The organism is Limnohabitans sp. 2KL-3 (assembly GCF_001269405.1).
Classification (GTDB): domain Bacteria; phylum Pseudomonadota; class Gammaproteobacteria; order Burkholderiales; family Burkholderiaceae_C; genus Limnohabitans_A.
The window spans coordinates 190034-211158 of record NZ_CXON01000006.1 but is presented as its reverse complement, the minus strand read 5'-3'; the positions used below and the strand labels follow the sequence as shown (position 1 = coordinate 211158).

The window sequence follows — 21125 nt, the reverse complement described above, 5'->3', positions numbered from 1 at the left end:
AGGAGGTTGAGGGCGATGCTGCGCAAGCAGCAAAAGAGCCCGGGGATGGGGAAGAGCCAAGTTGATCACAAACGCTGGCCAAACGAGTACTTCGCGCAGTTGGGGCTGTTCACCATGACGCAGGCCCGAATGCAAGCGAGCCAATCCCGATGAGGAAACCACTGACTGGAGAGCCGTGTGCGGGAAAACTGCACGCACGGTTCGGAGGGAGGGGAGGCCTTGGCCTTTCCTACCCCTATCAAAAAAGCGTTTTTGCAAACTTCATCGGGCGGAACCAACAGTGCGTTCAGTGCTCGGCGTGGGGGCCTCGCGCTGCGGGGCAAAAGTTCCAAAGCATGTGAGATTAGGGAAATCCCCGATCAAATGTCCCATGATGAAGACTTGAATGTCCTATTGACAGGACAATGGGACTGTTTCACGATAGCGCCCCATGAATGCCCATCTGCCTTTGCCCAAATACCACCAGATTTACCTGGTGCTGCGTGAGCAATTGCGCGAAGGGCGTTTTGACGCAGGATTGCCGGGTGAGTTGGCCTTGATGGGTCAGTTTGGTGTGGCGCGTGTCACCGTGCGACGGGCTTTGGCGCAACTGGCCGAAGAGGGTTTGATCCACCGGGAGCCCGGGCGTGGCACTCGGCCCGTGTCTGCTCGTGCGCAAGAGGTTCAGATGCAAGCCTCCACCATGGCCACGGGTCAACAAGCCCGCCTGACGGGTTTGCTGGAAAACCTGGTCACCATGGGCTTGCGAACGCAGGTCAATGTCCTGTCGGTAGAGCGTTTGCGTGCGCCGGTGGATGTGGCCGCTGCCTTGAAACTGCCTGGCACCGCTTGGGTGCAAAAAGCCGAGCGTGTTCGCAGCACCCCCGAAGGCCCGTTGTCGCACATCACCACTTGGGTACCCGATGCGATTTCATCGGGTTTTGGCAAGCGCGAATTGGCGCAAAAACCCATTCTTGTGCTGCTCGAAGAGTCGGGCGTCAAAGTTGGCCGCGCCGAACAAACGATCTCGGCCCGCTTGGCCGACATGGCGCTGGCCCAGCATTTGGATGTTTCTGTCGGATCGGCCTTGCTGGCGGTGCGGCGTTTGATTTATGACGAGGACGACCGTCCCGTCCAATGGCTGCATGGCTTGTACCGACCGGACCGGTACGAATACCAGATGCAGTTATCCCGCGTTGGCAGCATTGACGCCAAGGTGTGGGTAAGCCAAGAGCTGTCCGCCAACTTTCATTGACCTACTTAAAGGATGTTCTCATGACCTCACGTCGCACTTTCATGGGCCAGTCCGCTGCTGCGGCCTCGGCTCTTGCCTTTCCATTGGTAGGCGGGGCTCAGCCCAAGCCCATCAAAGTGGGTGTCCTGCACCCCGTCACTGGTGCCTTGGCCTACTCGGGCCAGCAGTGCCGCATGGGCGCCTTGATGGCGATTGAAGACATCAACAAGGCTGGCGGCATCAAGTCGCTGGGTGGTGCCAAGATCGAAGCCATGCTGGGCGATGCGCAGTCGAGCCCCCAAGCGGGCACGGCTGAGATCGAGAAGATGAACGAAGCGGGTGTGAGCGCCGTGGTCGGCGCCTTTGCATCGGCCATTTGCCTGGCCACCACACAAGCAGCGGCCAAGTACAACCTGCCCCATGTGGTGGATGTCGGCGTGGCCGACCAGATCGTTGAGCGTGGCCTGAAAAACACCTTCCGCTTTGGCCCTGGCTACAAGAAGTGCGCCGAAGTGGCTGTGGCCAGTTTGCACGCCCTGAACACCGCCGCAGGCAAGCCCGCCCGCACTGTGATGATCGTGCACGAAGAGTCTTTGTTCGGCACAGGCACCGCCAACTTGCTGGCCAAAGAGCTGCCCGGCTACGGCTACGAGGTGAAAGAAATCATCAAGCACGCCAACCCCACGCGTGACTTCAACAACATTGCGCTGCGCATCAAGCAGGTCAATCCCGACATCCTGATTCCGGCCAACTACTACAACGAATACGCCTTGCTGGTGCGCACTTTGCAGCAGCAAAAGATCACGCCCAAGGCCATCTACTCGGTGTTGGGCGGCGCGGCGTCGAGCTACAAGTTCGTCAAGGAATTCCCCGATGCGGCCAACGGCATCATCGACTGCAATCACTGGTTCAACCCCAAGGACAAGCGCTCGGCCGAGTTGCGCAAGCGTGTGGAAGCACAGGGCCAGTTCTTCAGCTATGAAGTGTTCATGACCTACACCGCCATGATGCTGCTGGCCGATGCGATTGAGCGCGCCAAGTCGCCCGACCGCGCCGCCATCATTGACGCGCTGGCTTCGAGCAAGTTCCAAAACCACATCATGCCCTACGGCCCCACACAGTTTGTGAATGGCCAGAACATGGGCGCACAGCCTTTGATGACCCAGGTCCACAAAGGTGACATCAAGGTCATCGTGCCGCGCGACTACCGCGAGATTGAGCCTGTTTTCCCGCTCAAGGGCTGAGCTGCGCTGAACTGAAAGACCCCGATGCTGGACTTCAACATCCTGTTTCCTTCGGTGCTCAACGGCATCACCACCGGTGCCGTGTACGCGCTGATCGCGCTGGGCCTCACGCTGATTTATGGCGTGCTGCACATCATCAATTTCGCGCATGGCGCGGCCCTGATGGTGGCGCTGTATGGCGTGTACATGCTGAAGCAACACTTCGGGGTCGATCCCTACATGGCCCTGCCCATCATGGTGCCCGCCATGTTTGTGCTGGGCTATGCGCTGCAACGCGGTGTCATCAACCGTGCCAGCCACGGCAAGGATGAAAACATCCTGCTCGTCACGCTGGGCATCTCCATCGTGCTCGAAAATTTGGCACTTTTGTTCTTCAAGTCCGACACCCGCACCATCGAGACCGCCTACACCTTGACCACGGTCGAGATTGGGCCCGCCTTCATCGCGCTGCCCAAGCTGGTGTCCTTTGCCGGGGCCTTGGTGGTGTCGGCTGTTTTGTTGCTCATTGTGCAAAAGACCGATTTGGGTCGTGCCATTCGCGCTGTCTCCAAAGAAAAGCAAGGCGCACGCTTGATGGGCATCGATGTGGACCATGTGTACGCCATGTGTTTTGGTTTGGGCCTGGCCAGTCTGGGCGCAGCGGCCTGCTTTTTGATGCCGGCTTATTACGTGAACCCGCAAGTGGGCAACGGCTTTGTGCTGGTGGCCTTCACCATTGTGGTGCTGGGCGGCATGGGCAGTTTTGCCGGGGCTTTGCTGGGTGGCTTGCTGATCGGTGTGGTGGAGTCGCTGGGTGGTTTGCTGCTGGGTGAATCGCTCGGTCAGGTGGGCATTTTTGTGATTTTCATTGTGGTGCTCTTGCTCAGACCCCAAGGCTTTTTTGGAGCTAAGGCATGAAAGACTTTCGCAACATTGCACTGTTTGTGCTGTTGGTGGGCATGGTGCCTTTTCTCACCGACTCGGGCGTGATGCTCAACTTTGTCATGACCGCTTTGTACGCCTGCTTGCTCTCGCAAGCCTGGAACGTGCTGGGCGGTTTTGGCGGTCAGTTTTCTTTTGGCCATGCGCTGTTCTTTGGCACGGGCGCTTATGTGCAAGCCATTGCGCAAATGCAGTGGGGCCTGAGCCCCTGGCTGGCCTTGCCACTGGCCATGGTGTTTGCGGCAGGCGTGGGCGCTTTTGTGGGCGCGGCCTCATTCCGTTATGGCCTCAAGGGCTCTTACTTCGCGCTGGTCACGCTGGCTTTTGCCGAGGTTTTCCGCATTTTGGCGACCTCGGTGCCCTTCACGGGTGCCGGTGTGGGCCTGATGCTGCCGCTCAAGGAGTCGACTGCGAACATGCAGTTTGGCAGCCGCGCCGGTTTCATTTGGCTCATGCTGGGCTTGGTCACGTTGGCCCTGTGCATCACCGCCTGGCTGCGACATTCACGTTTTGGGGCCTATTTGCAGGCCGTGCGCGACAACGAAGACGCGGCCCGCGCCATTGGCGTGAACCCCTTCAGTGTCAAGCTGATCGCCACCGTGTTGTCGGGCGGCCTGATGGGCGCAGGCGGTGCGTTTTATGTGCAGGTGTTTCAATACATCGACCCGGGCATCGCCTTTGGCTCACACACCTCGGTCGAAGCCTTGGTGGGCGCGATTGTGGGGGGGCTGGGCACGCTGTGGGGGCCGCTGCTGGGTGCCGTGAGTCTGCACATCCTGGCCGACCTCACACGCAATTTGTTTGGCCAGCTGCCGGGCATCAACATGGTCATTTATGGCGTGGTGCTGATCGTGATCGTGATGTTTTTGCCCCGTGGCATTTCTGGCCTGGGTCTCAAAAAACCCTTGCAATTCTTGCGCGGCAGCAAGACGGATGGAGATAAACCATGAGCACGCTGCTGCAAATCGAGGGCGTGGGCAAGTCCTTTGGCGGCTTGAAGGCCGTGCAAAACGTGAGCCTGTCGGTGACCGAAGGGCGCTTGAGCGCCTTGATTGGTCCCAACGGCGCGGGCAAAACCACTTTGTTTGCCCTCATGTCGGGCTTTTTGACACCCGACACGGGCCGTGTGGTGTTTGCGGGCCAGGACATCACCGGCCAGCCGCCGCACCTGAACGCCCGCATGGGCCTGACGCGCACCTTCCAGATCGTGCAGCCTTTTGCTGCACAAACAGTGCGCGAAAACATCGCGGTGGGTGCGCACCTGCATTTGCCGCGCCGCGCCCAAGCTTTGGAATTTGCCGAATCGGTGGCGAGCCAAGTGGGCTTGACGCCTCAGCTCGACAAACTGGCGAGCGACCTGACGGTGGCGGGGCGTAAACGACTGGAGCTGGCCCGTGCATTGGCCACGCGGCCGCGCTTGCTGCTGCTGGACGAAGTGCTGGCGGGCCTGAACCCACAAGAAATTGCCGAGATGATCCCGGTGGTGCAAGGCATTGCCCAAAGCGGCGTGACAGTGTTGATGATCGAGCACGTCATGCAAGCGGTGATGAGTCTGGCGCAAGAAGTGTGGGTGCTGGCGCAAGGGCAATTGATTGCCCAAGGCACACCCGCTGAGGTGACGAACAACAAAGCCGTGGTCGAGGCTTATCTGGGCCATGGCACGGCCGAGCGTTTGCAAAAGAACGTCGCCAAAACAGTTCAGGAGGCACAGGCATGAGCGCTTTGTTGAATGTGCAGGGCCTCAAATCCGGCTACGGCGTGGTTGAGGTGTTGCGGGGTGTGGACCTGCAGGTCATGCCCGGCGAGTTGGTGGCGCTGCTCGGCAGCAATGGCGCGGGCAAGACCACGCTCAACCTCACGCTCAGCGGCCTGGTGGCCACACGCGCTGGCCAAGTGGGATTTGACGGCCAGAACATCACCGGTTTGCACTCGCGGCAGGTGGTCATGCAGGGTTTGATTCAGGTGCCCGAAGGCCGCAAGGTTTTCCCCAACCTGAGCGTGCACGAGAACTTGGAGCTGGGGGCCTTCACTCGGGGCCGTGAGCGCAAGCAGCAAAACTTGGACAAGGTCTACGACACTTTTCCGCGACTGAAAGAGCGCGTGGCCCAGTTGGCCGGCACTTTGAGCGGCGGCGAGCAACAGATGCTGGCCATTGGCCGGGGCCTGATGGCCGAGCCGCGTTTGCTGATTCTGGACGAGCCCTCGCTGGGTTTGTCGCCGCTGTTGGTGGAAGAGATGTTTGGCCTGATCTCGCAGCTGCGCAGCAGCGGCCTGGCGATCTTGTTGGTGGAGCAAAACGTGGGGCAGTCGCTGGACATCGCTGATCGGGCGTATGTGATGGAAAACGGGCAGATCCGTTTTTCTGGCACTCCGTCTGAGTTGTTGGCCAGCGACACCCTCAGGCAAGCTTATTTGGGCATGTGAGGGTCCTCTGCAGGGCAGGCCAATGCCATGGAGCTGAGCTGTCCCCATGGCACAGCCAGCGTTCGCAGGCCAGCGTTTTCTGACAACCGATTGAATTTTTGACTTGGAGGACTGCCGCATGACATACACCCCGATTTCTCAACGGCCCACAACTTCACGCCGCGCCTTGGTGCTGAGCGCAGCCTTGGCCTGTGCGGCCACCTCCGGTTGGGTGCAAGCCCAAACCCAGCCGCCCATCAAAATTTTGGTGGGTGCCCCCGCTGGCGGCACCACCGACACCATGGCCCGCACGCTGGCCACAGTCTTGGGCACGCAACTGGGCCGCACGGTGGTGGTCGAGAACAAACCTGGCGCGGGCGGCAACCTGGCGGCTGACGCCGTGGCCAAGGCCGCGCCCGATGGCAACACGCTGCTCATGAGCTTTACCAGCCACGCCATCAACGCCTCGCTCTACCCCAGCTTGCCTTTTGACCCGGTGAAAGACTTCACGCCCTTGACCATGGTGTCGACTTCGCCGTCGATTCTGGTGGCGCACCCCAAAGTCGCGGCCAACAATGTCAAGGAATTGATCACGCAGGCCAAGTCCAAGCCCGGACAGCTGAACTTTGCGATTGGCGCATTGGGCTCTTCTCTGCACATGGCCGGTGACGCCTTCAAGATGCAGTCGGGCGTGTACATCGTGAATATCCCCTACCGGGGCACAGCGCCTGCGGTGCAAGACGTGCTGGCTGGACAAGTCGATTTGATGTTCGCCGCCATTGGGAATGTGCAAGCGCACATCAAGGCCGGCAAGCTCAAGGCCTTGGGGGTGACCAGCGCCAAGCGTCTGCCCGCATTTCCCCAAGTCCCCGCCATTGGCGAGAGCTTGCCTGGTTACGAGTCGAGTGCTTGGTTTGGTTTGTTTGGCCCGGGCCGCATGAGCCCCGAGTTGACACGCCGTTTGGCCGATGCCGCCCGCGCAGCCGTTCAGTCGCCCGAGGTCAAGCGCCGCATCGAGCATGAAGGTGCCACGCCCGTGGGCAACAGCCCAGAGGAGTTTGCCCGCTTTGTCGACAGCGAAATCGTGCGTTGGCGGGCGGTGGTGCAGTACGCAGGAGCCAAGCCCGAATGAACACAAGCCCTTTACGGCCACAAACCCTGGCCCAAAAACTCATCGCCCGTGCCGCTGGCCGCAGCCATGTGGCCGTGGGTGAGGTGGTCACCTGCAACGTTGACCTGGCCATGTTCCATGACTCATCCGGCCCGCGCCGTTTGAAGCCCATGCTTGACGAGCTGGGGGCTGAGATTTGGGACAAAAACAAAGTGGTGCTGGTGCTCGACCACTATGTGCCCGCGCAAGACGCGGACGCCCAGCAGATCGTGCAGATCACCCGCGACACGGCCAAACAATGGAAGCTCCCGCATGTGATCGACAGCGAGGGCATTTGCCATGTGGTGCTGCCCGAGCGGGGCCACTTGAAGCCCGGCATGTTTTGTGTGGGCGGCGACTCCCATTCGCCCACAGGCGGTGCTTTTGGCTGCTACATGTTCGGCATCGGTGCGACCGAAATGTTGGGTGTGTGTGTGACGGGCCAAATTTGGGTGCAGGTGCCGCGCACCTTGCGCATGCACTGGTCGGGCCGGCTCCAACATGGCGTGTCGGCCAAAGACATGATGCTGCACATGGTGGGGCGCTTTGGCATGAACGGCGGGCAATACCAGGCGGTGGAGTTTGCCGGGCCTGCGGTGCAGGCACTGTCCATGGCCGAGCGCATGACGCTGTCCAACATGAGTGCCGAGATGGGGGCGCAAGCCGGCTTGATCGCAGCAGACGAGACCACCTTGCAGTACCTGCGCGGCATTGGCGTGGCGCCTGAACATCTGGCGGGGGCCGAGCAGTGGCACACCGACGAAGATGCCGATTTTGAACAGCACAGCTTTGATGCGAGCAGCCTCAGCCCGCAGGTGGCCGCGCCGCACAGCCCCGCCAACACGCGGGATGTGGCCAAGTTTGCCGACGTGATGCCGAACATTGCGTACATCGGTGCCTGCACCGGTGCCAAGCTCGAAGACCTGCGTGCCGCCGCTTCGGTGCTCAAGGGCCAGCGCGTGGCTGCGGGTGTGCAGCTCATGGTGGCACCCGCCAGCGCCCGTGAACAAGCCCAGGCCACACAAGAAGGCGTGATGCAAACCTTGCTGGACGCCGGGGCCACGGTGCTGCCCAACAGCTGCGGCGCATGTGCGGGCTATGGCGCGACTTTCCCCGAAGGCTCTACCGTGATCTCGACCACTGCGCGTAACTTCAAAGGCCGCATGGGCCCGGCCAGCGTGAACGTGTATTTGGCTTCGCCCTACACCGTGGCAGCCTCGGCTTTGCGCGGGCGCATCAGTGATGCACGCGAGGTGCTGGCATGACACAGCGCGCATGTGACAACGCACGGGTGTGGCGGCTCGGTGCCGACGTGGACACCGATGCCCTGGCCCCCGGCGCTTACATGAAGCACGGCCTGGAAGTGATCGGCTGGCATTGCCTGGAGGCGGTGCGCACCGACTTCGCATCCGGTGTGCGCGAGGGCGATGTGATCGTGGCCGGGGCCAATTTTGGCATTGGGTCATCGCGCGAACAGGCTGCCGGTGTGCTGCGGCACCTGGGCCTGGCGGCGGTGATTGCACCGTCTTACAGCGGCCTGTATTTCCGCAACGCCTTCAACCTGGGCCTGCTGCTCTTGACCTGCCCAGACGCTGACAAGATCGAAGAGGGTGAGCGTGTGGGTGTGACGTTTGAGGGCGACACCCCGGTGGTGATTCGCGCCAATGGTCAGCGCTTGGCCTGTGCCCCGATTCCTGAATTTTTGATGGACATGGTCGATGCAGGGGGCTTGCTGCCTCTGCTCAAACAAAGAAAGCCTGCATGAACCCGACTGAACGTGTAATTGAACCGGTGATGGACCCCGTGACATTGGCCGTGCTGCGCGGCCGACTCGAACAGATTGCCGACGAGATGGACGCGACGCTGTACCGCAGCGCCTTCAACCCCATCATTGCCGAGGCGCACGACGCTTGCCACGGCCTGTACGATGCCCTCACCGGAGACACCCTGATCCAGGGCAAGTCGGGCTTGCCCGTGTTTGTGGGGGCCATGGCCTTTGCCGTGCGGGCGGCCATGCGCGTGGCGGCTGAGCGCGGCGGCATGCAACCGGGAGATGTGTGGTTGTTCAACGACCCCTACGAGGGCGGCACCCACGCCAACGACTTCAAGCTGGTCAAGCCCTGCTTTCGCAACGGGCAGCTGTATTGCTTTTTGGCCTCGGCCGCGCATTGGCACGATGTGGGCGGCGCGGTGCCGGGCAACTACAACCCGGCGGCCACCGAGTGCTGGCAAGAAGCGGTGCAGATTCCGCCAGTGCGCATTTTGCGCGGTGGTGTGCTCGATGACGATGTGCTGGCCATCTTGCGGGCCAACACCCGCCTGCCCGACAGCCTGTGGGGTGACCTGAATGGTCAGCTGGCCGCGCTCGAATTGGGCGCTCGCCGTCTGGACGGCTTGCTGGACGAATACGGCGACGCCAAGGTGGCGCAGGCCTTGGTGGAGCTGCGCACCCGCGCCGTGCGCTTGATGCGCTCGCACATTGGCAGTCTGCCCGATGGCCGCTACAGCTTTGAAGACGTGCTGGACAACGATGGCGTGAAAGACGAGCTGTTGACCATCGCACTCGACATGACGGTGGCCGGTGACCGGCTGACGCTGGACTTTTCGCGCACCTCGGCGCAGTGCGCGGGTCCGGTGAACATCTCACGCGCCACAGCGGTGGCCGCTTGTTATGTGGCTTTGAAGCATGTCTTCCCCGACGTGCCCGCCAACGCGGGTGTGCTCGATGCGGTGGACTTTGTGATCCCCGATGGCCTGGTCATCAGCGCTTCGCGCCCGCGTCCGGTGGGTGGCTACACCGAAACCATTTTGCGCATGATCGATGTGATCTTCAGCGCCACGGCCCTGGCCGACCCGCAGCGGGCAGTGGCCCATGCCTACGGCACCATCAACGCCTTGTCGATCGCCGGGCACCGCACCGACGACAAGCGCAAAGGCCAGCGCTGGGTGATGTTCAGCTTCTTTGGTGGCGGGCACGGCGGCCATTCGGATGGCGACGGCTTGTCGCATGGCAATGCGCCCATCTCGACCGCCACCATCCCGCCCATGGAAATTTTGGAAGCGGCCTACCCGGTGCGCTTCACGCAATGGGCCTTGCGCCCCGGCTCGGGCGGCGATGGCCAGCACCGGGGCGGCTTGGGCGCGATTTACGAAATTGAATTGCTTGAAGACAGCGCCGAGGCTTTCATTTTTGGCGAGCGCGGCAAGTCCGCGCCCAAAGGCATTCACGGTGGCCAGCCTGCGCTGCCCAATGTGTTCGAGTATTGCCAAAACGGCGAATGGAAGACGCCACCCATGGTGTCCAAGATGTTGGGCATCCACCTGAAAAAAGGCGACCGCGTGCGCCTGCAAACCCCGGGCGGCGGCGGCTGGGGATCGCCCGCTGAGCGCTCGGCGCAAGACCGTGCCAAAGACAGCGCACTGGGTTACACCAAGGAACAAGCATGAGCGAGGCAGCAGTGAATCAGCCGCATTGGGTGGTGGGTGTGGACGTGGGTGGTACGTTTACCGACCTGTTTGTGCTGGACGAAAAAACCGGCCAGGCCCGCATTGTCAAGGTGCCGTCGACCCGAGGCGAAGAAGCCCGGGGCTTCATGAACGGCATCGCCAAAGTGACCGGCAACACCGGTGCCGATGGCGCCAAAGAGATCGCCACCATCGTGCACGGCACGACAGTGGGCACCAACGCTTTGCTGGAGCGCAAGATCGCCCGCACCGGCATCATCACCACACGCGGGTTCCGCGACGTGCTGGAGATGCGCCGCCGCGACCGCCCGCAAACCTGGGGTCTGCGCGGCAGCTACACCCCGGTGGTGCCGCGTGCTTGGCGACTGGAAGTGGACGAGCGTGTGCTGGCCGATGGCCAGTTGCACACGCCCGTGAATCTGGATCAGGTGCGCGAACAAGCCCGCGCCCTGCTGGCCGAAGGCTGCGAGGCGGTGTGTGTGTTCTTTGTGCACGCCTATGCCAACCCCGGCAACGAACAAGCCGCTGTGGCCGCCGTGCGTGAAATCTGGCCCAACAGCTATGTGACCGCCGCCAGCGAAGTGCTGCCCGAGATCCGTGAGTTCGAGCGCTGCTCCACCGCCACGCTCAATGCCGCCTTGCAGCCCGTGGTGGGCAGCTATTTGCAGCGCTTGGATGGCGACTTGCGTGCCCAAGGCTTTGGCGGTGAACTCTTGATCGTTCAAAGCAATGGCGGCGTGATGTCGCGCCAGACTGCTTGTGATGTGCCGGTACGCACCGCGCTGTCGGGTCCGGCGGCGGGCGTGATGGCCTGCGCCGAAATCGCCCGCGCTTCGGGCTTTGAAAACGTGATCACTGGCGACATCGGTGGCACCTCGTTTGACGTGTCTTTGGTGGCCGGTGGCGAAGCGGCCCTCGCCGCGCAAACCTCGATCGAGTTTGGACTGGTGGTGCGCTCGCCCATGATCCAGATCGAGACCATCGGTGCCGGTGGCGGCTCGATCGCCTCGGTCGATGCGGGTGGCATGCTGCAAGTGGGCCCCGAGTCGGCCGGCAGCATTCCCGGCCCGGCCTGCTATGGGCGTGGCAACACTCGCCCCACGGTGACCGATGCCAATGTGCTGCTGGGCCGCATTGCGGCCGACCGACCTTTGGGCGGCGGTTTGCTGCAAAAGCTCGATTCAGGTTTGTCAGAAACAGCCATTGCCCAGCATGTGGCCGAGCCCTTGGGTTTGACGGCGCTGGCGGCGGCCGAAGCGATTTTGACGGTGGCCAATGCCCGCATGGCGGGCGCGATCCGCGTGGTGTCGATCGAGCGCGGGCACGATCCGCGCCAGTTTGCCTACATGCCTTTTGGCGGCGGCGGCGGTTTGCATGTCTGCGCCATGATGCGCGAGGTGGGCGTGACCACTGGCATCGTGCCGCGTTACCCTGGCGTGACCTCGGCGCTGGGCTGCGTGATGGCCGACATGCGCCACGACGCGGTGCAGACCTTGAACGTGGCCCTGGCCGATGTGGCCTGGCCTGCTTTGCTTGAGCGCGTGGACAGCCTGGCCGAGGCTTGCCAGGTGCGCCTCGATTCCGCCGGCGTGAACTTTGTGCGGGTGGACGAAGTCATCAGCTTTGACATGCTCTACATGGGCCAGACCCACACGCTGCAAGTGCCCGTGAAGCGCGATCAGTTGAATGCGGTGGGTTTGCTGGCCGCATTTGAGTCGGCTTACCAGCACGCCTTTGGCCGCGTGCTGCAAGGCCCGGTGATCCGTGTGATGAACCTGCGTTATGCCCGCATCGGACGGCGTCCCAAGTTCGACTTGGCGGTGCTGGCGCCGCAAGGCGAAGGCCGTACCACCCCGGTGGGCGAGCAGCAGGTGTACCACCAAGGCCATTGGTGGACCGCGCAGCGCTACGAGCGCCTGAGCCTGCCCGTGGGCACCGTGGTGCAAGGCCCGGCAATTTTGGAGCAGCCTGACACGACCGTGTGGTTGGAGCCGGGCTTTGAAGGCCGTGTAGACAAACTGGGCAACCTGTTGGTGGAGCGCACCAGTGCTCAGTTGGGCTGAAGTGTGAAGGAAAGCAGTGGTGGATGAGGTGGAATTTCATTGGGCTTTTGTAGGTCGGTACCTTCAGGTCCGACATGGCTCAATGGGGCTAAGGTTGCATGTCGGGGCTGAGGTTAACGACCTACGAGGTGCTACTGCGCCTGTAGGCCGTTAGCTTTGGTTCCGAAGTTGGTGGGTTTTCACAGACTCCTGTCGGGGCTGAAGCCACCGACCTACGGGCTGATCGGGGGGCCAACATTTCAGGCTTCATCTGGCCGCATCCATGCTGCAGTCCGACAAGGTTTTGGGGGACTTGGACAACACGAGGAGAATGTATGAACTTGAAGAACGCCAAATTGGGCATGGTCATTGTGGACCTGCAAAACGATTTTCTCGCACCCGACGGCGCTTATGCCCGGGGCAACACCCTGAGCGCCGAGGCGGTGAAGCTGCCCGATCGCATGGCACCGGTGGCACGCGCCATCAAAGCCCGTGGCGGCTTGGTCACGGCCAGCCTGTTCACCCTCTGGCCCGATGCGCAGGGCGAGCCTATGATTTCGGCCCACCTCAAAGAGCGCCGCCCGTTTTTGCGCAAGGGCGACTTCGCGCCCGGCAGCCGGGGCCAGGCCAATGTGGACCTGCTCGCGCCGCTGGTCGATGTGTCGGTGTTCAAAGTGGCGTATTCGGCTTTCTTCAACACGCAACTCGACTGGGTGCTCAAAAAATCAGGCATCGACACCTTGGTGGTGTGTGGCATCGTCACCAACGGTGGCGTGGCCAGCACGGTGCGTGATGCCCATGTGCGTGATTACCACGCCATCGTCTTGTCGGACGGTTGCGCCGCCTTCAGCGAAGCCGCGCACCAGGCCGCGTTGGCCGACATGGCTTCGGTGGGTGATGTCATGGACAGCGCCACGTTTTTGAAACAACTGGGCTGACACCATGAACGCGCCGCTGCCGCAAGTTCGCCTGGCTGCTGATTTGCAAGCCGAGGACCACACACCTGTCGTGATCGTGGGCGCTGGCGCTTGTGGCCTCACGGCCGCGCTGGCATTGCACCGCTTGGGTTTGGATTGTGTGGTGCTGGAGCGCGATGCGTTTGCTGCGGGCTCTACCGCTTTGTCGTCGGGTTTTGTGCCTGCGCCTGGCACGCAAGCCCAACAGGCCCAAGGCATCACCGACAGCGTGGACTTGTTCGCATCAGACATTCAAGCTAAGGCCCACGGCCAAGCTGCAACCCACCTGGTGCAAGCCTATGCCCACAACATCGGCCCCGCCATGGACGCGCTGGCCCAACACCACGGCCTGCCCTGGCAGGTGCTGGACAACTTTTTGTACCCCGGCCACAGCGCCCACCGCATGCACGCCGTGCCCGAAAAAACTGGAGCTGGTCTCATGAGCCGCCTGCAAGCGGCGGCCGACGCCGCAGGCGTGGTGGTGCTCACACAAGCGCAAGTGACCGAGCTGTGGGCCGACGACGCACAGCGCATCCACGGTGTGGGTTTTGTCCGGCCCGATGGCCAAACTGAGCGGATCCGATGTGATGCGGTGATCTTGGCCTGCAACGGTTTTGGCGGGGCCACGGCCATGGTGAAAGAGATGCTGCCCGAGATGGCCGAGGCCACCTATGCGGGCCATGTGGGCAACGACGGCAGTGCGATCGCTTGGGGCCAACAACTGGGCGCACGCTTGGCCGACTTGGGCGCGTACCAAGGTCACGGCTCTTGGGCCGTGCCACAAGGGGCTTTGATCTCGTGGGCGCTGATGATGGAAGGCGGTGTGCAAATCAACGCCCAAGGCCAGCGCTTTCACGACGAAACCCAGGGCTACTCGGAGGCGGCGGTGCATGTGCTCGCACAGCCGGGTGGTGTGGCGTGGAATGTGTTTGACGATGCGCTGCTGGCCTTTGCGCAGGACTTTCCGGACTTTGTGGCGGCGCAAGGCGCGGGGGCGGTGCAACACGCCGCTGATGCGGTGGCGTTGGCGCAGCTGATCGGCTGCCCGCCAGACGCTTTGCAAGCCACTTTGAACGCAGTCCAACCCGGCACCGACCCTGCCACGGGCCGCACGTTCAAACGCGCCCTGCAAGCGCCGTTTCACGCCATCAAGGTGACAGGCGCTTTGTTCCACACCCAAGGGGGTTTGGACATCGACGCGCAAATCCGTGTGTTGCGCCAAGACGGCACACCTTTGCCCAATGTGCTGGCCGCAGGCGGCGCAGCGCGGGGTGTGTCGGGCCAAGAAGTCTGGGGTTATTTGTCGGGCAATGGTTTGCTCAGCGCCATCGCGGGTGGGCACATTGCGGCACACACCGCACAACAACTTTTGAAGGATTCGGCACCATGAGTCAGCCGCACAATTTGGCCCAGCGCCTGCAACAAGACCAGGCCTTGCTCGCCCCCGGTGTGTACGACGCACTCACCGCGCTGGTGGCCCAGCAAGCCGGTTTTGAAGCCGTGTACCTGTCGGGTGCATCGATCGCCTACACGCGCCTGGGCCGCTCTGACATTGGCCTGACCACCGCCACCGAAGTGGCGCAGACCCTGGCGCACATCACCGACCGGGTCAGCGTTCCCGTGATCGTGGACGCCGACACCGGCTTTGGCAATGCGCTCAACACCCAGCGCACCGTGCGCGACTTCGAGCGGGCCGGGGCCGCGATGATCCAGATCGAAGACCAGACTTTCCCCAAGCGCTGCGGGCATCTGGACGGAAAGGGCGTGGTGCCGGTGGCCGAGATGCAGGGCAAGCTGCGTGCGGCGCTGGACGCCCGCCACGACCAAAACACCTTAATTTTGGCGCGCACCGACGCGGTGGCCGTGGAAGGCCTGGCCGCCGCGCTGGAGCGGGCCGAGCGTTACCTCGAATGTGGGGTGGATGCGCTCTTCATCGAAGCCCTGCGCTCCGATGAACAGATGAACCGCGCCTGCGCCCAGTTTGCAAACCGTGTGCCGCTCTTGGCCAACATGGTCGAAGGTGGCAAGACGCCGGTGCAAAGCGCGGCCGAGTTGGGCGAGCGTGGTTTCAAGATCGTGATTTTTCCGGGCGGCACGGCGCGGGCGGTGCTGCACACCTTGCAGGGCTACTACGCGAGCTTGCACACCCACCAGACCACGCGGCCCTGGCAGGAACAGATGCTGGACTTTGATGGCCTGAACGCGGTCATTGAAACGCCTCAATTGCTGGCGTTGGGGCAGCGCTACGAAAGCGGTGAAAAGGCATGACGCCCCACATCGTTTTGCGTGGCCTGCAAGTGGGCGACATCGGCTGGGTGGCGCACCGCCAGGGCATGTTGTACGCGCAAGAATACGGCTGGGACGGCACCTTTGAGGCCTTGGTGGCCGAAATCGCCGCGCAGTTCGTGAAGAACTTTGACGCCGAATGGGAGAACGCCTGGATTGCTGAACGCGAAGGCCAGGTGCTGGGCTCCGTGTTTCTGGTCAAGGTGTCCGAGCAAGAGGCCAAGCTGCGCTTGCTGTACGTGGAACCCGACGCGCGTGGCGCGGGCCTGGGTCGGCGCTTGACGCAAGAATGCATCGCCTTTGCACAAGCCAAGGGTTACGAAAAGCTCACCTTGTGGACCAATGACATCCTGCATGCAGCCCGCCGCATTTACCAGGAGGCCGGATTCGTTTTGGTGTCTGAAGAGCCGCACCATTCTTTTGGTGCCGATCTGGTGGGGCAGTACTGGTCGCTGGACCTGCAGGCGGGGTCCAGCAATCTGCCGGATTGAGCTTGAATCCCCCTTTTGCACAGAGTGGGTCTGTCCCATTGAGAATGAAAGCTGGTTTGGGTTTGGCGTCTGTCCCAAGCGTGTCATTTCAAAGTTTGTTCACTGATATAAATAAGCAACCATTGCATACACCAGCCCTTGGGCCTGTGTGACGTGGTGGAGACAAGCCATTGACATGGAGACAAACATGGACAGAAGAAACTTTTTTCAAAACAGTGCCCTGGTCACCACCGGTGCCCTTGCCGGTTGTGCTTTGCCCGGTGTGGCCCAGAACCAGCCGAAAACGCCTTTTTCGGTGCCTGCCACTTACATCCCCATCGAAGGCAGCGACGAGATGTTCCCGGTTCGCCGCATTTATTGCATCGGCCGCAACTACGCCGCCCATGCCCGTGAAATGGGCTCGGACCCCACACGCGAGCCACCGTTCTTTTTTCAAAAACCCACCGACGCCATCCAGTACGTGAAGGCCGGCACGGTGGCCGATCACCCCTATCCGCCGCTGACCAAAAATTACCATTACGAGGCCGAGTTGGTGGCCGTGCTGCACAAGGGCGGGCGCAACATTGCCAGAGACAAGGCGCTGGACCATGTGTATGGCTACACCCTGGGGCTGGACATGACGCGCCGTGATTTGCAGCGCGGCATGGGTGACCAGAAAAAGCCTTGGGAAATCGGCAAGAGTTTTGACAAGTCGGCGCCCATCGGTGCCATCCGCAAACTCGCACAAACCGGCCACATCACCCAAGGCAGCATCTGGCTGAAGGTCAATGGTCAAGTCAAACAAAACGCCAATTTGAACCAGATGATCTGGTCGGTGGCCGAGCAGATCGCGCAGTTGTCCGAAGCCTTTGAGCTGTTCCCGGGCGACATCATTTATTCAGGCACCCCTGAAAACGTCGGGCCGGTGGTGCGCGGAGATGTGATCGAGATGCACGTCGATGGCTTTCCCAACTTGAGCGTGAAGATCGTCTGAAGCTTCAGGTTCGGGCGGGGCACCAGCCCATTTCAAGCCAGTGCGCATAGCCTGGCTTGAAGGGCCAGGCCGTGTGTTGTACCGGGGTGCCTGCAGGCAACACCGGTTCGGTCAGATGGTCCAGCCAGGGGCTGATGGCCCCCAGCTGTTGTAGCCAGGCTTGCCCTTCGGCAGTCTCCATGGCCACCCTGGCCAGGCCCTGGCGCGACACAGGCATCGCGGTGCCCGGCAGGGTGCGACCAGACATGCGGTCATGCACGCTGCCCCAAGCGACATGTTTTAAGGTTTTTTGCAGCGATCGCAAACGGCGGCTGACCGCATCCAGGGGTTCGTGGGTGAACCTCAACTGTCCCAGCAGGTTGTCGAACCAGAAAAAGGCCCCTGGCATGGCCTGGGTGCATTCGCTCAATTGGGCCAAGCCATCGCCCGTGTGCAGGTGCAGGCGCGTGCCTTGTCTTTGCAAGTGCCGACCGTGCCGCCAGCGAAACAAGGGCGCGGCCAAGGGGTCGATGTCCCAGGCGTGAACCTCGTCAAATTGCGCCAGCCAGTCGGTGGGCAACATCCAGCCCGCACTGGCGCCCAATAAAACCAGCTGTTGGCGTGGCATGGTTTGCGCCGTCAACCAGTCGGCGATTTGTGCAGACGCGCTCGCCCAGTGTGCTTGGGATCGCCAAGCGCGCCAGTGCCAATGCCATCCGCCAGTCAGGTTCATGACCGAACTTTAAACCTTGAGCGAGGTGTTTTGTCCTGCATCGGCGGGTTCAAATGATCCGCCCATGACGCCACCAGGCCCAGGCGCAGCCCCAGGACACCAGCAGCATGCCCAGCAAGGCACACAAAGCGGAGATCTCGGTACGCCGGTGCTTTTTGAGCACGATCTTGCTGCTCAGGGATTGGTAAATCTGCAGCAGGTCCTGGCGGTTGTCGGCGCTGAAGTATTCAGCCTTGGTGATCTCGGCGATTTTTTTCAGGCTGGTCTCGTCCAGCTTGACCCGCATTTGCATGCCTTGGGCTTTGAGCACGGTGCCTTGCGCTGTGCCCACACCCACGGTGTAGACACGCACCCCCAGGTCGGCGGCCACCTGCGCCATTTTGATGGGGTCTGGCCCCGCATTGCCTTGGCCATCGCTGAGCAAAACGATGGCTGCTGCGGTGTTGGAGCCGGGGGGCACTTTGGGCAGGCTGATTGGCCGTAGGGGCGCGGTGCCCGATGCTGGGCCGGTTGGGGCCGGTTTGGGTCCACCCAGAGGTGTACCCGTCGAGGCTGGCGGCGTGGTTTCGCCGTCGATCAGACCACGCACGTCCAAGCCTGAGCCGGGCAGCATGGCATGGAGCGCAATCACGATGCCGCTGCCCAGGGCAGAGCCCGGCTGCAGACTGAGTTGGTCGATGGCCTGGATGACCAGATCGCGCTGGTCGGTGGGGGCTTGCACCAAGGCCGCTGCACCCGCCACGCTGACCACGCCCAACTTGACTTGGCCAGGTTGCCCCAGCACAAAGCTTTTGGCTGCCGCCTGAGCCGCTTCGATGCGGCTGGGTTGAACATCGCCGGCCCGCATGCTGCCCGAGCTGTCGATGGCCAGCATCACGGTGTCTATGCGGCTGGGCAAGAGCAAGATGGCCTGGGGCCTGGCGATCGCCACCAGCAAGCCACCCAGACCCAGCAGCACCAGCAGCGCCGGAGCGTGTCGCGTGAAGCGGATGTTGGTCGCACCGGTGTTCATATTGGCCGAGGGCCATGCCCGCTGCACGCCACGGCGCTGCCAAGCGATGTACACGCCCAGCCACAGCGGCAAGGTGGCCAGCAGCCACAGCAGGCTCGGCCAGACGAACTGAATCGAATGCCATTCAAGCATGAACACCTCCAGCTTGAACGGGCCGCTGGCTGCCCAAAGGGGCTGCACGGCCACCGGTGCTCAACTGGCTGGCGCGTTTGCGCAGTTGTGCAAAACGCAGCAAGGCCTGGTCGAGAGCTTCGTCGGTGTTCAGCTCCAGGCAGTCCACACCGGCTTGGCTCAGGCTGCTCAGCAAAGCCGCTTCACGCTCCTGCGCATGTTGTGCAAAACGCTGTCGGAAAGCCGCATCGTTGCCATCCACCAGCAGCTGCTCACCCGACTCCGCGTCTTGCACCAGCAGCATGCCGGTGTTGTCGGGCCAGGCCATCTCCAGCGGGTCGCGCAGACGCACGGCCACCACTTCATGACGCCGGGCCAACTGGGCCAGCGGTTTTTCCCAGCCGGGTGGGCTGATGAAGTCGGACACCACAAACACCGCCGAGCGGCGTTTGAGCACCGACTGAGCCTGCATCAACCATGGCCCCAGCGCGCTGGTCTGCACGGCCTGGGCTTGGCTTGGGTTTTGGTTTTGGTTTTGGTTTTGACCCGCCTGCAGCATCTGGTGAACGATGTGCAGCAGATGCCGCCTGCCAGAGCGTGCGGGCACCACGCTGTGGGCTCGGTCTTGCCCGGTGAACAGCATCAGGCCCACGTGGTTGCCGTGTTGTGACAGCAGCTTGGACAGCACGGTCACGATGCTGCAGGCCAATTGGCGCTTGCTGGTCGGGCCCGAGCCAAACGCCACCGAGGCCGACAAGTCGACCACAAACCAAGCGGCGATTTCGCGGTCTTCCTGGTGTTCGCGCACATACGGTGTTTGCATGCGGGCGGTCACGTTCCAGTCGATGTGGCGCACGTCGTCGTGCGCTTGGTATTCGCGCAGATCGGCCAGCACCAGGCCGCTGCCGCGAAACAGGCTTCGGTAGTCGCCTTGCAGCTGGCCGTCGAGCCGTTTGAGTACGGTCCATTCCAGCCTTTGCAGCCATTGCGCTGCATTGGGCCATGGCGTGTTTGCGCTAGGTGTGTCAGACACCACAGCCTGGGGCTGGCCGCTGTCAGCGGCCGCCGTGGCCTCAGTTCGCTTCTTGCGCAGCCAGCTGAACATGGCGGTCCAGGGGGTGACTCGGTGCGGGCACGGCCTGCAGGATTTTCAGGATCAGCGCATCGGCCGTCATGCCGTCGGACAAGGCTTCGTACGACAGCACCAGGCGGTGGCGCAGCACGTCGGGCACCAGGTCGATCAGGTCTTGCGGCAGGGCGTAGGGGCGACCGCGCAAGAAGGCCAGCGCACGGGCCCCTTCGATCAGGGAAATGGTGGCGCGGGGGCTGGCACCAAAGGTCAAATAGGGCGCCAGTTCGGGCAAGCCACAGCGCACGGGGTCGCGCGTGGCGGCCACCAGTTTCACGGCGTACTGCACCAGGGCCGGGTCGACATAGCCTTGGCGGCACTGTGCTTGCAGCGCCATGAGTTGTGCGGTGTCGGCTACGGCTGCTGCGGTGGCGGGCATGCCGGTCACGCGCTGCACGATCACGAACTCTTCTTCCTCGGTGGGGTAGCCCACCAGCACCTTCATCATGAAGCGGTCCACCTGCGCTTCGGGCAAGGGGTAGGTGCCCTCGGTTTCGATCGGGTTTTGTGTGGCCATCACCAAAAAGGGGCGGGGCACCGCATGGGTTTCGCCCGCAATCGTCACTTGCCGCTCTTGCATGACTTCGAGCAGGGCGCTTTGCACTTTGGCGGGTGCACGGTTGATTTCGTCGGCCAGCAACAAGTTGGCAAACACCGGCCCCAGCACGGTGCTGAACTCGCTTGTTTTGGGGTTGAAGATGCGGGTGCCCACCAAGTCGGCGGGCAGCAGGTCGGGCGTGAACTGGATGCGCTTGAAGCTGCCACTCACAGTTTTGGCGAGCGTGTTCACGGTGAGTGTTTTGGCCAACCCTGGCACGCCTTCAATCAGCAAGTGGCCTTGCGCGAGGATGGCCACCAAAATGCGTTCGAGGAAGGCGTCTTGCCCCACCACCACGCGTTTGACTTCGTAGAGCACGCGTTCCATCAGCGCGGCGTTAGGGGCGTTGACGCCAGCGCTTTGGGGCGTCTGGCCCTGGTTCCATGCCAATTCAGAGGGGTTCATGCACAAAGCCTTTC

At 62.2% G+C, this 21125-nt stretch carries 20 protein-coding genes; 16 read left to right on the top strand and 4 right to left on the bottom strand.

The genetic code is table 11. The features are described from left to right. The first annotated feature begins 430 nt into the window (after positions 1-430). The 16 genes from AMM41_RS10865 (at position 431) to AMM41_RS10790 (ending at position 17144) form a co-directional block, all read left to right on the top strand. The gene (locus AMM41_RS10865; protein ID WP_194944734.1) at positions 431-1234 is read left to right on the top strand and encodes a GntR family transcriptional regulator; all 804 of its coding nucleotides are present in this window, start codon (positions 431-433) and stop codon (positions 1232-1234) included. Positions 1235-1254: 20 nt separating this feature from the next. Continuing rightward, positions 1255-2457 (top strand): ABC transporter substrate-binding protein, encoded by a 1203-nt coding sequence (locus tag AMM41_RS10860; protein ID WP_089957503.1) that lies wholly within the window; start codon positions 1255-1257, stop codon positions 2455-2457. Between the two features lie 24 nt (positions 2458-2481). Next, positions 2482-3354: a branched-chain amino acid ABC transporter permease gene (locus AMM41_RS10855; protein WP_089957501.1), complete on the top strand. Its 873-nt coding sequence runs from the start codon at positions 2482-2484 to the stop codon at positions 3352-3354. Then, positions 3351-4328, top strand: a complete 978-nt coding sequence (locus tag AMM41_RS10850; RefSeq protein ID WP_089957498.1) for a branched-chain amino acid ABC transporter permease — start codon at positions 3351-3353, stop codon at positions 4326-4328. The genes AMM41_RS10855 and AMM41_RS10850 overlap by 4 nt, the downstream gene beginning before the upstream one ends. Beyond that, entirely contained in the window at positions 4325-5095 is a 771-nt protein-coding gene (locus AMM41_RS10845) for an ABC transporter ATP-binding protein (RefSeq protein ID WP_089957496.1), read from the top strand. Before AMM41_RS10850 ends, AMM41_RS10845 begins: the two co-directional genes overlap by 4 nt. Further along, entirely contained in the window at positions 5092-5802 is a 711-nt protein-coding gene (locus tag AMM41_RS10840; protein WP_089957493.1) for an ABC transporter ATP-binding protein, read from the top strand. Before AMM41_RS10845 ends, AMM41_RS10840 begins: the two co-directional genes overlap by 4 nt. 118 nt (positions 5803-5920) lie before the next feature. Further along, positions 5921-6913 (top strand): Bug family tripartite tricarboxylate transporter substrate binding protein, encoded by a 993-nt coding sequence (locus tag AMM41_RS10835; RefSeq protein WP_089957490.1) that lies wholly within the window; start codon positions 5921-5923, stop codon positions 6911-6913. Continuing rightward, positions 6910-8196: a 3-isopropylmalate dehydratase large subunit gene (locus AMM41_RS10830; protein WP_089957488.1), complete on the top strand. Its 1287-nt coding sequence runs from the start codon at positions 6910-6912 to the stop codon at positions 8194-8196. The genes AMM41_RS10835 and AMM41_RS10830 overlap by 4 nt, the downstream gene beginning before the upstream one ends. Further along, positions 8193-8696: a LeuD/DmdB family oxidoreductase small subunit gene (locus tag AMM41_RS10825; RefSeq protein WP_089957485.1), complete on the top strand. Its 504-nt coding sequence runs from the start codon at positions 8193-8195 to the stop codon at positions 8694-8696. The genes AMM41_RS10830 and AMM41_RS10825 overlap by 4 nt, the downstream gene beginning before the upstream one ends. After that, a complete protein-coding gene (locus tag AMM41_RS10820) occupies positions 8693-10378 on the top strand; it encodes a hydantoinase B/oxoprolinase family protein (protein ID WP_228769231.1) in 1686 nt (561 codons plus the stop codon). The genes AMM41_RS10825 and AMM41_RS10820 overlap by 4 nt, the downstream gene beginning before the upstream one ends. Further along, positions 10375-12459 (top strand): hydantoinase/oxoprolinase family protein, encoded by a 2085-nt coding sequence (locus AMM41_RS10815; protein ID WP_089957482.1) that lies wholly within the window; start codon positions 10375-10377, stop codon positions 12457-12459. Before AMM41_RS10820 ends, AMM41_RS10815 begins: the two co-directional genes overlap by 4 nt. Before the next feature lie 314 nt (positions 12460-12773). Continuing rightward, positions 12774-13376 carry a cysteine hydrolase family protein gene (locus AMM41_RS10810; RefSeq protein ID WP_089957479.1) on the top strand — a complete coding sequence of 201 codons (603 nt, stop codon included), beginning with the start codon at positions 12774-12776 and terminating at the stop codon, positions 13374-13376. 4 nt (positions 13377-13380) lie between these two features. Beyond that, positions 13381-14784, top strand: coding sequence for an FAD-dependent oxidoreductase (locus tag AMM41_RS10805; protein WP_089957476.1), 1404 nt, complete (start codon positions 13381-13383; stop codon positions 14782-14784). Continuing rightward, the gene (locus AMM41_RS10800) at positions 14781-15662 is read left to right on the top strand and encodes an isocitrate lyase/PEP mutase family protein (protein WP_089957473.1); all 882 of its coding nucleotides are present in this window, start codon (positions 14781-14783) and stop codon (positions 15660-15662) included. The genes AMM41_RS10805 and AMM41_RS10800 overlap by 4 nt, the downstream gene beginning before the upstream one ends. Then, positions 15659-16171: a GNAT family N-acetyltransferase gene (locus AMM41_RS10795; RefSeq protein WP_089957471.1), complete on the top strand. Its 513-nt coding sequence runs from the start codon at positions 15659-15661 to the stop codon at positions 16169-16171. Before AMM41_RS10800 ends, AMM41_RS10795 begins: the two co-directional genes overlap by 4 nt. Positions 16172-16358: 187 nt before the next feature. Continuing rightward, the gene (locus AMM41_RS10790) at positions 16359-17144 is read left to right on the top strand and encodes a fumarylacetoacetate hydrolase family protein (RefSeq protein ID WP_228769230.1); all 786 of its coding nucleotides are present in this window, start codon (positions 16359-16361) and stop codon (positions 17142-17144) included. A gap of 4 nt (positions 17145-17148) precedes the next feature. Here AMM41_RS10790 and AMM41_RS10785 read toward each other — a convergent pair whose 3' ends face one another. The 4 genes from AMM41_RS10785 to AMM41_RS10770 are packed head-to-tail and all read right to left on the bottom strand — an operon-like array spanning position 17149 to position 21033. Further along, positions 17149-17856, bottom strand: a complete 708-nt coding sequence (locus tag AMM41_RS10785) for a hypothetical protein (protein WP_089957466.1) — start codon at positions 17854-17856, stop codon at positions 17149-17151. Between the two features lie 49 nt (positions 17857-17905). Then, positions 17906-19000, bottom strand: coding sequence for a VWA domain-containing protein (locus AMM41_RS10780; protein WP_089957463.1), 1095 nt, complete (start codon positions 18998-19000; stop codon positions 17906-17908). Continuing rightward, a complete protein-coding gene (locus AMM41_RS10775) occupies positions 18993-20084 on the bottom strand; it encodes a DUF58 domain-containing protein (protein WP_089957460.1) in 1092 nt (363 codons plus the stop codon). Before AMM41_RS10775 ends, AMM41_RS10780 begins: the two co-directional genes overlap by 8 nt. Beyond that, on the bottom strand, positions 20053-21033 hold the full coding sequence (locus AMM41_RS10770) for an AAA family ATPase (protein WP_089957564.1): 981 nt from the start codon (positions 21031-21033) through the stop codon (positions 20053-20055). Before AMM41_RS10770 ends, AMM41_RS10775 begins: the two co-directional genes overlap by 32 nt. Between the last annotated feature and the right edge of the window lie 92 nt (positions 21034-21125).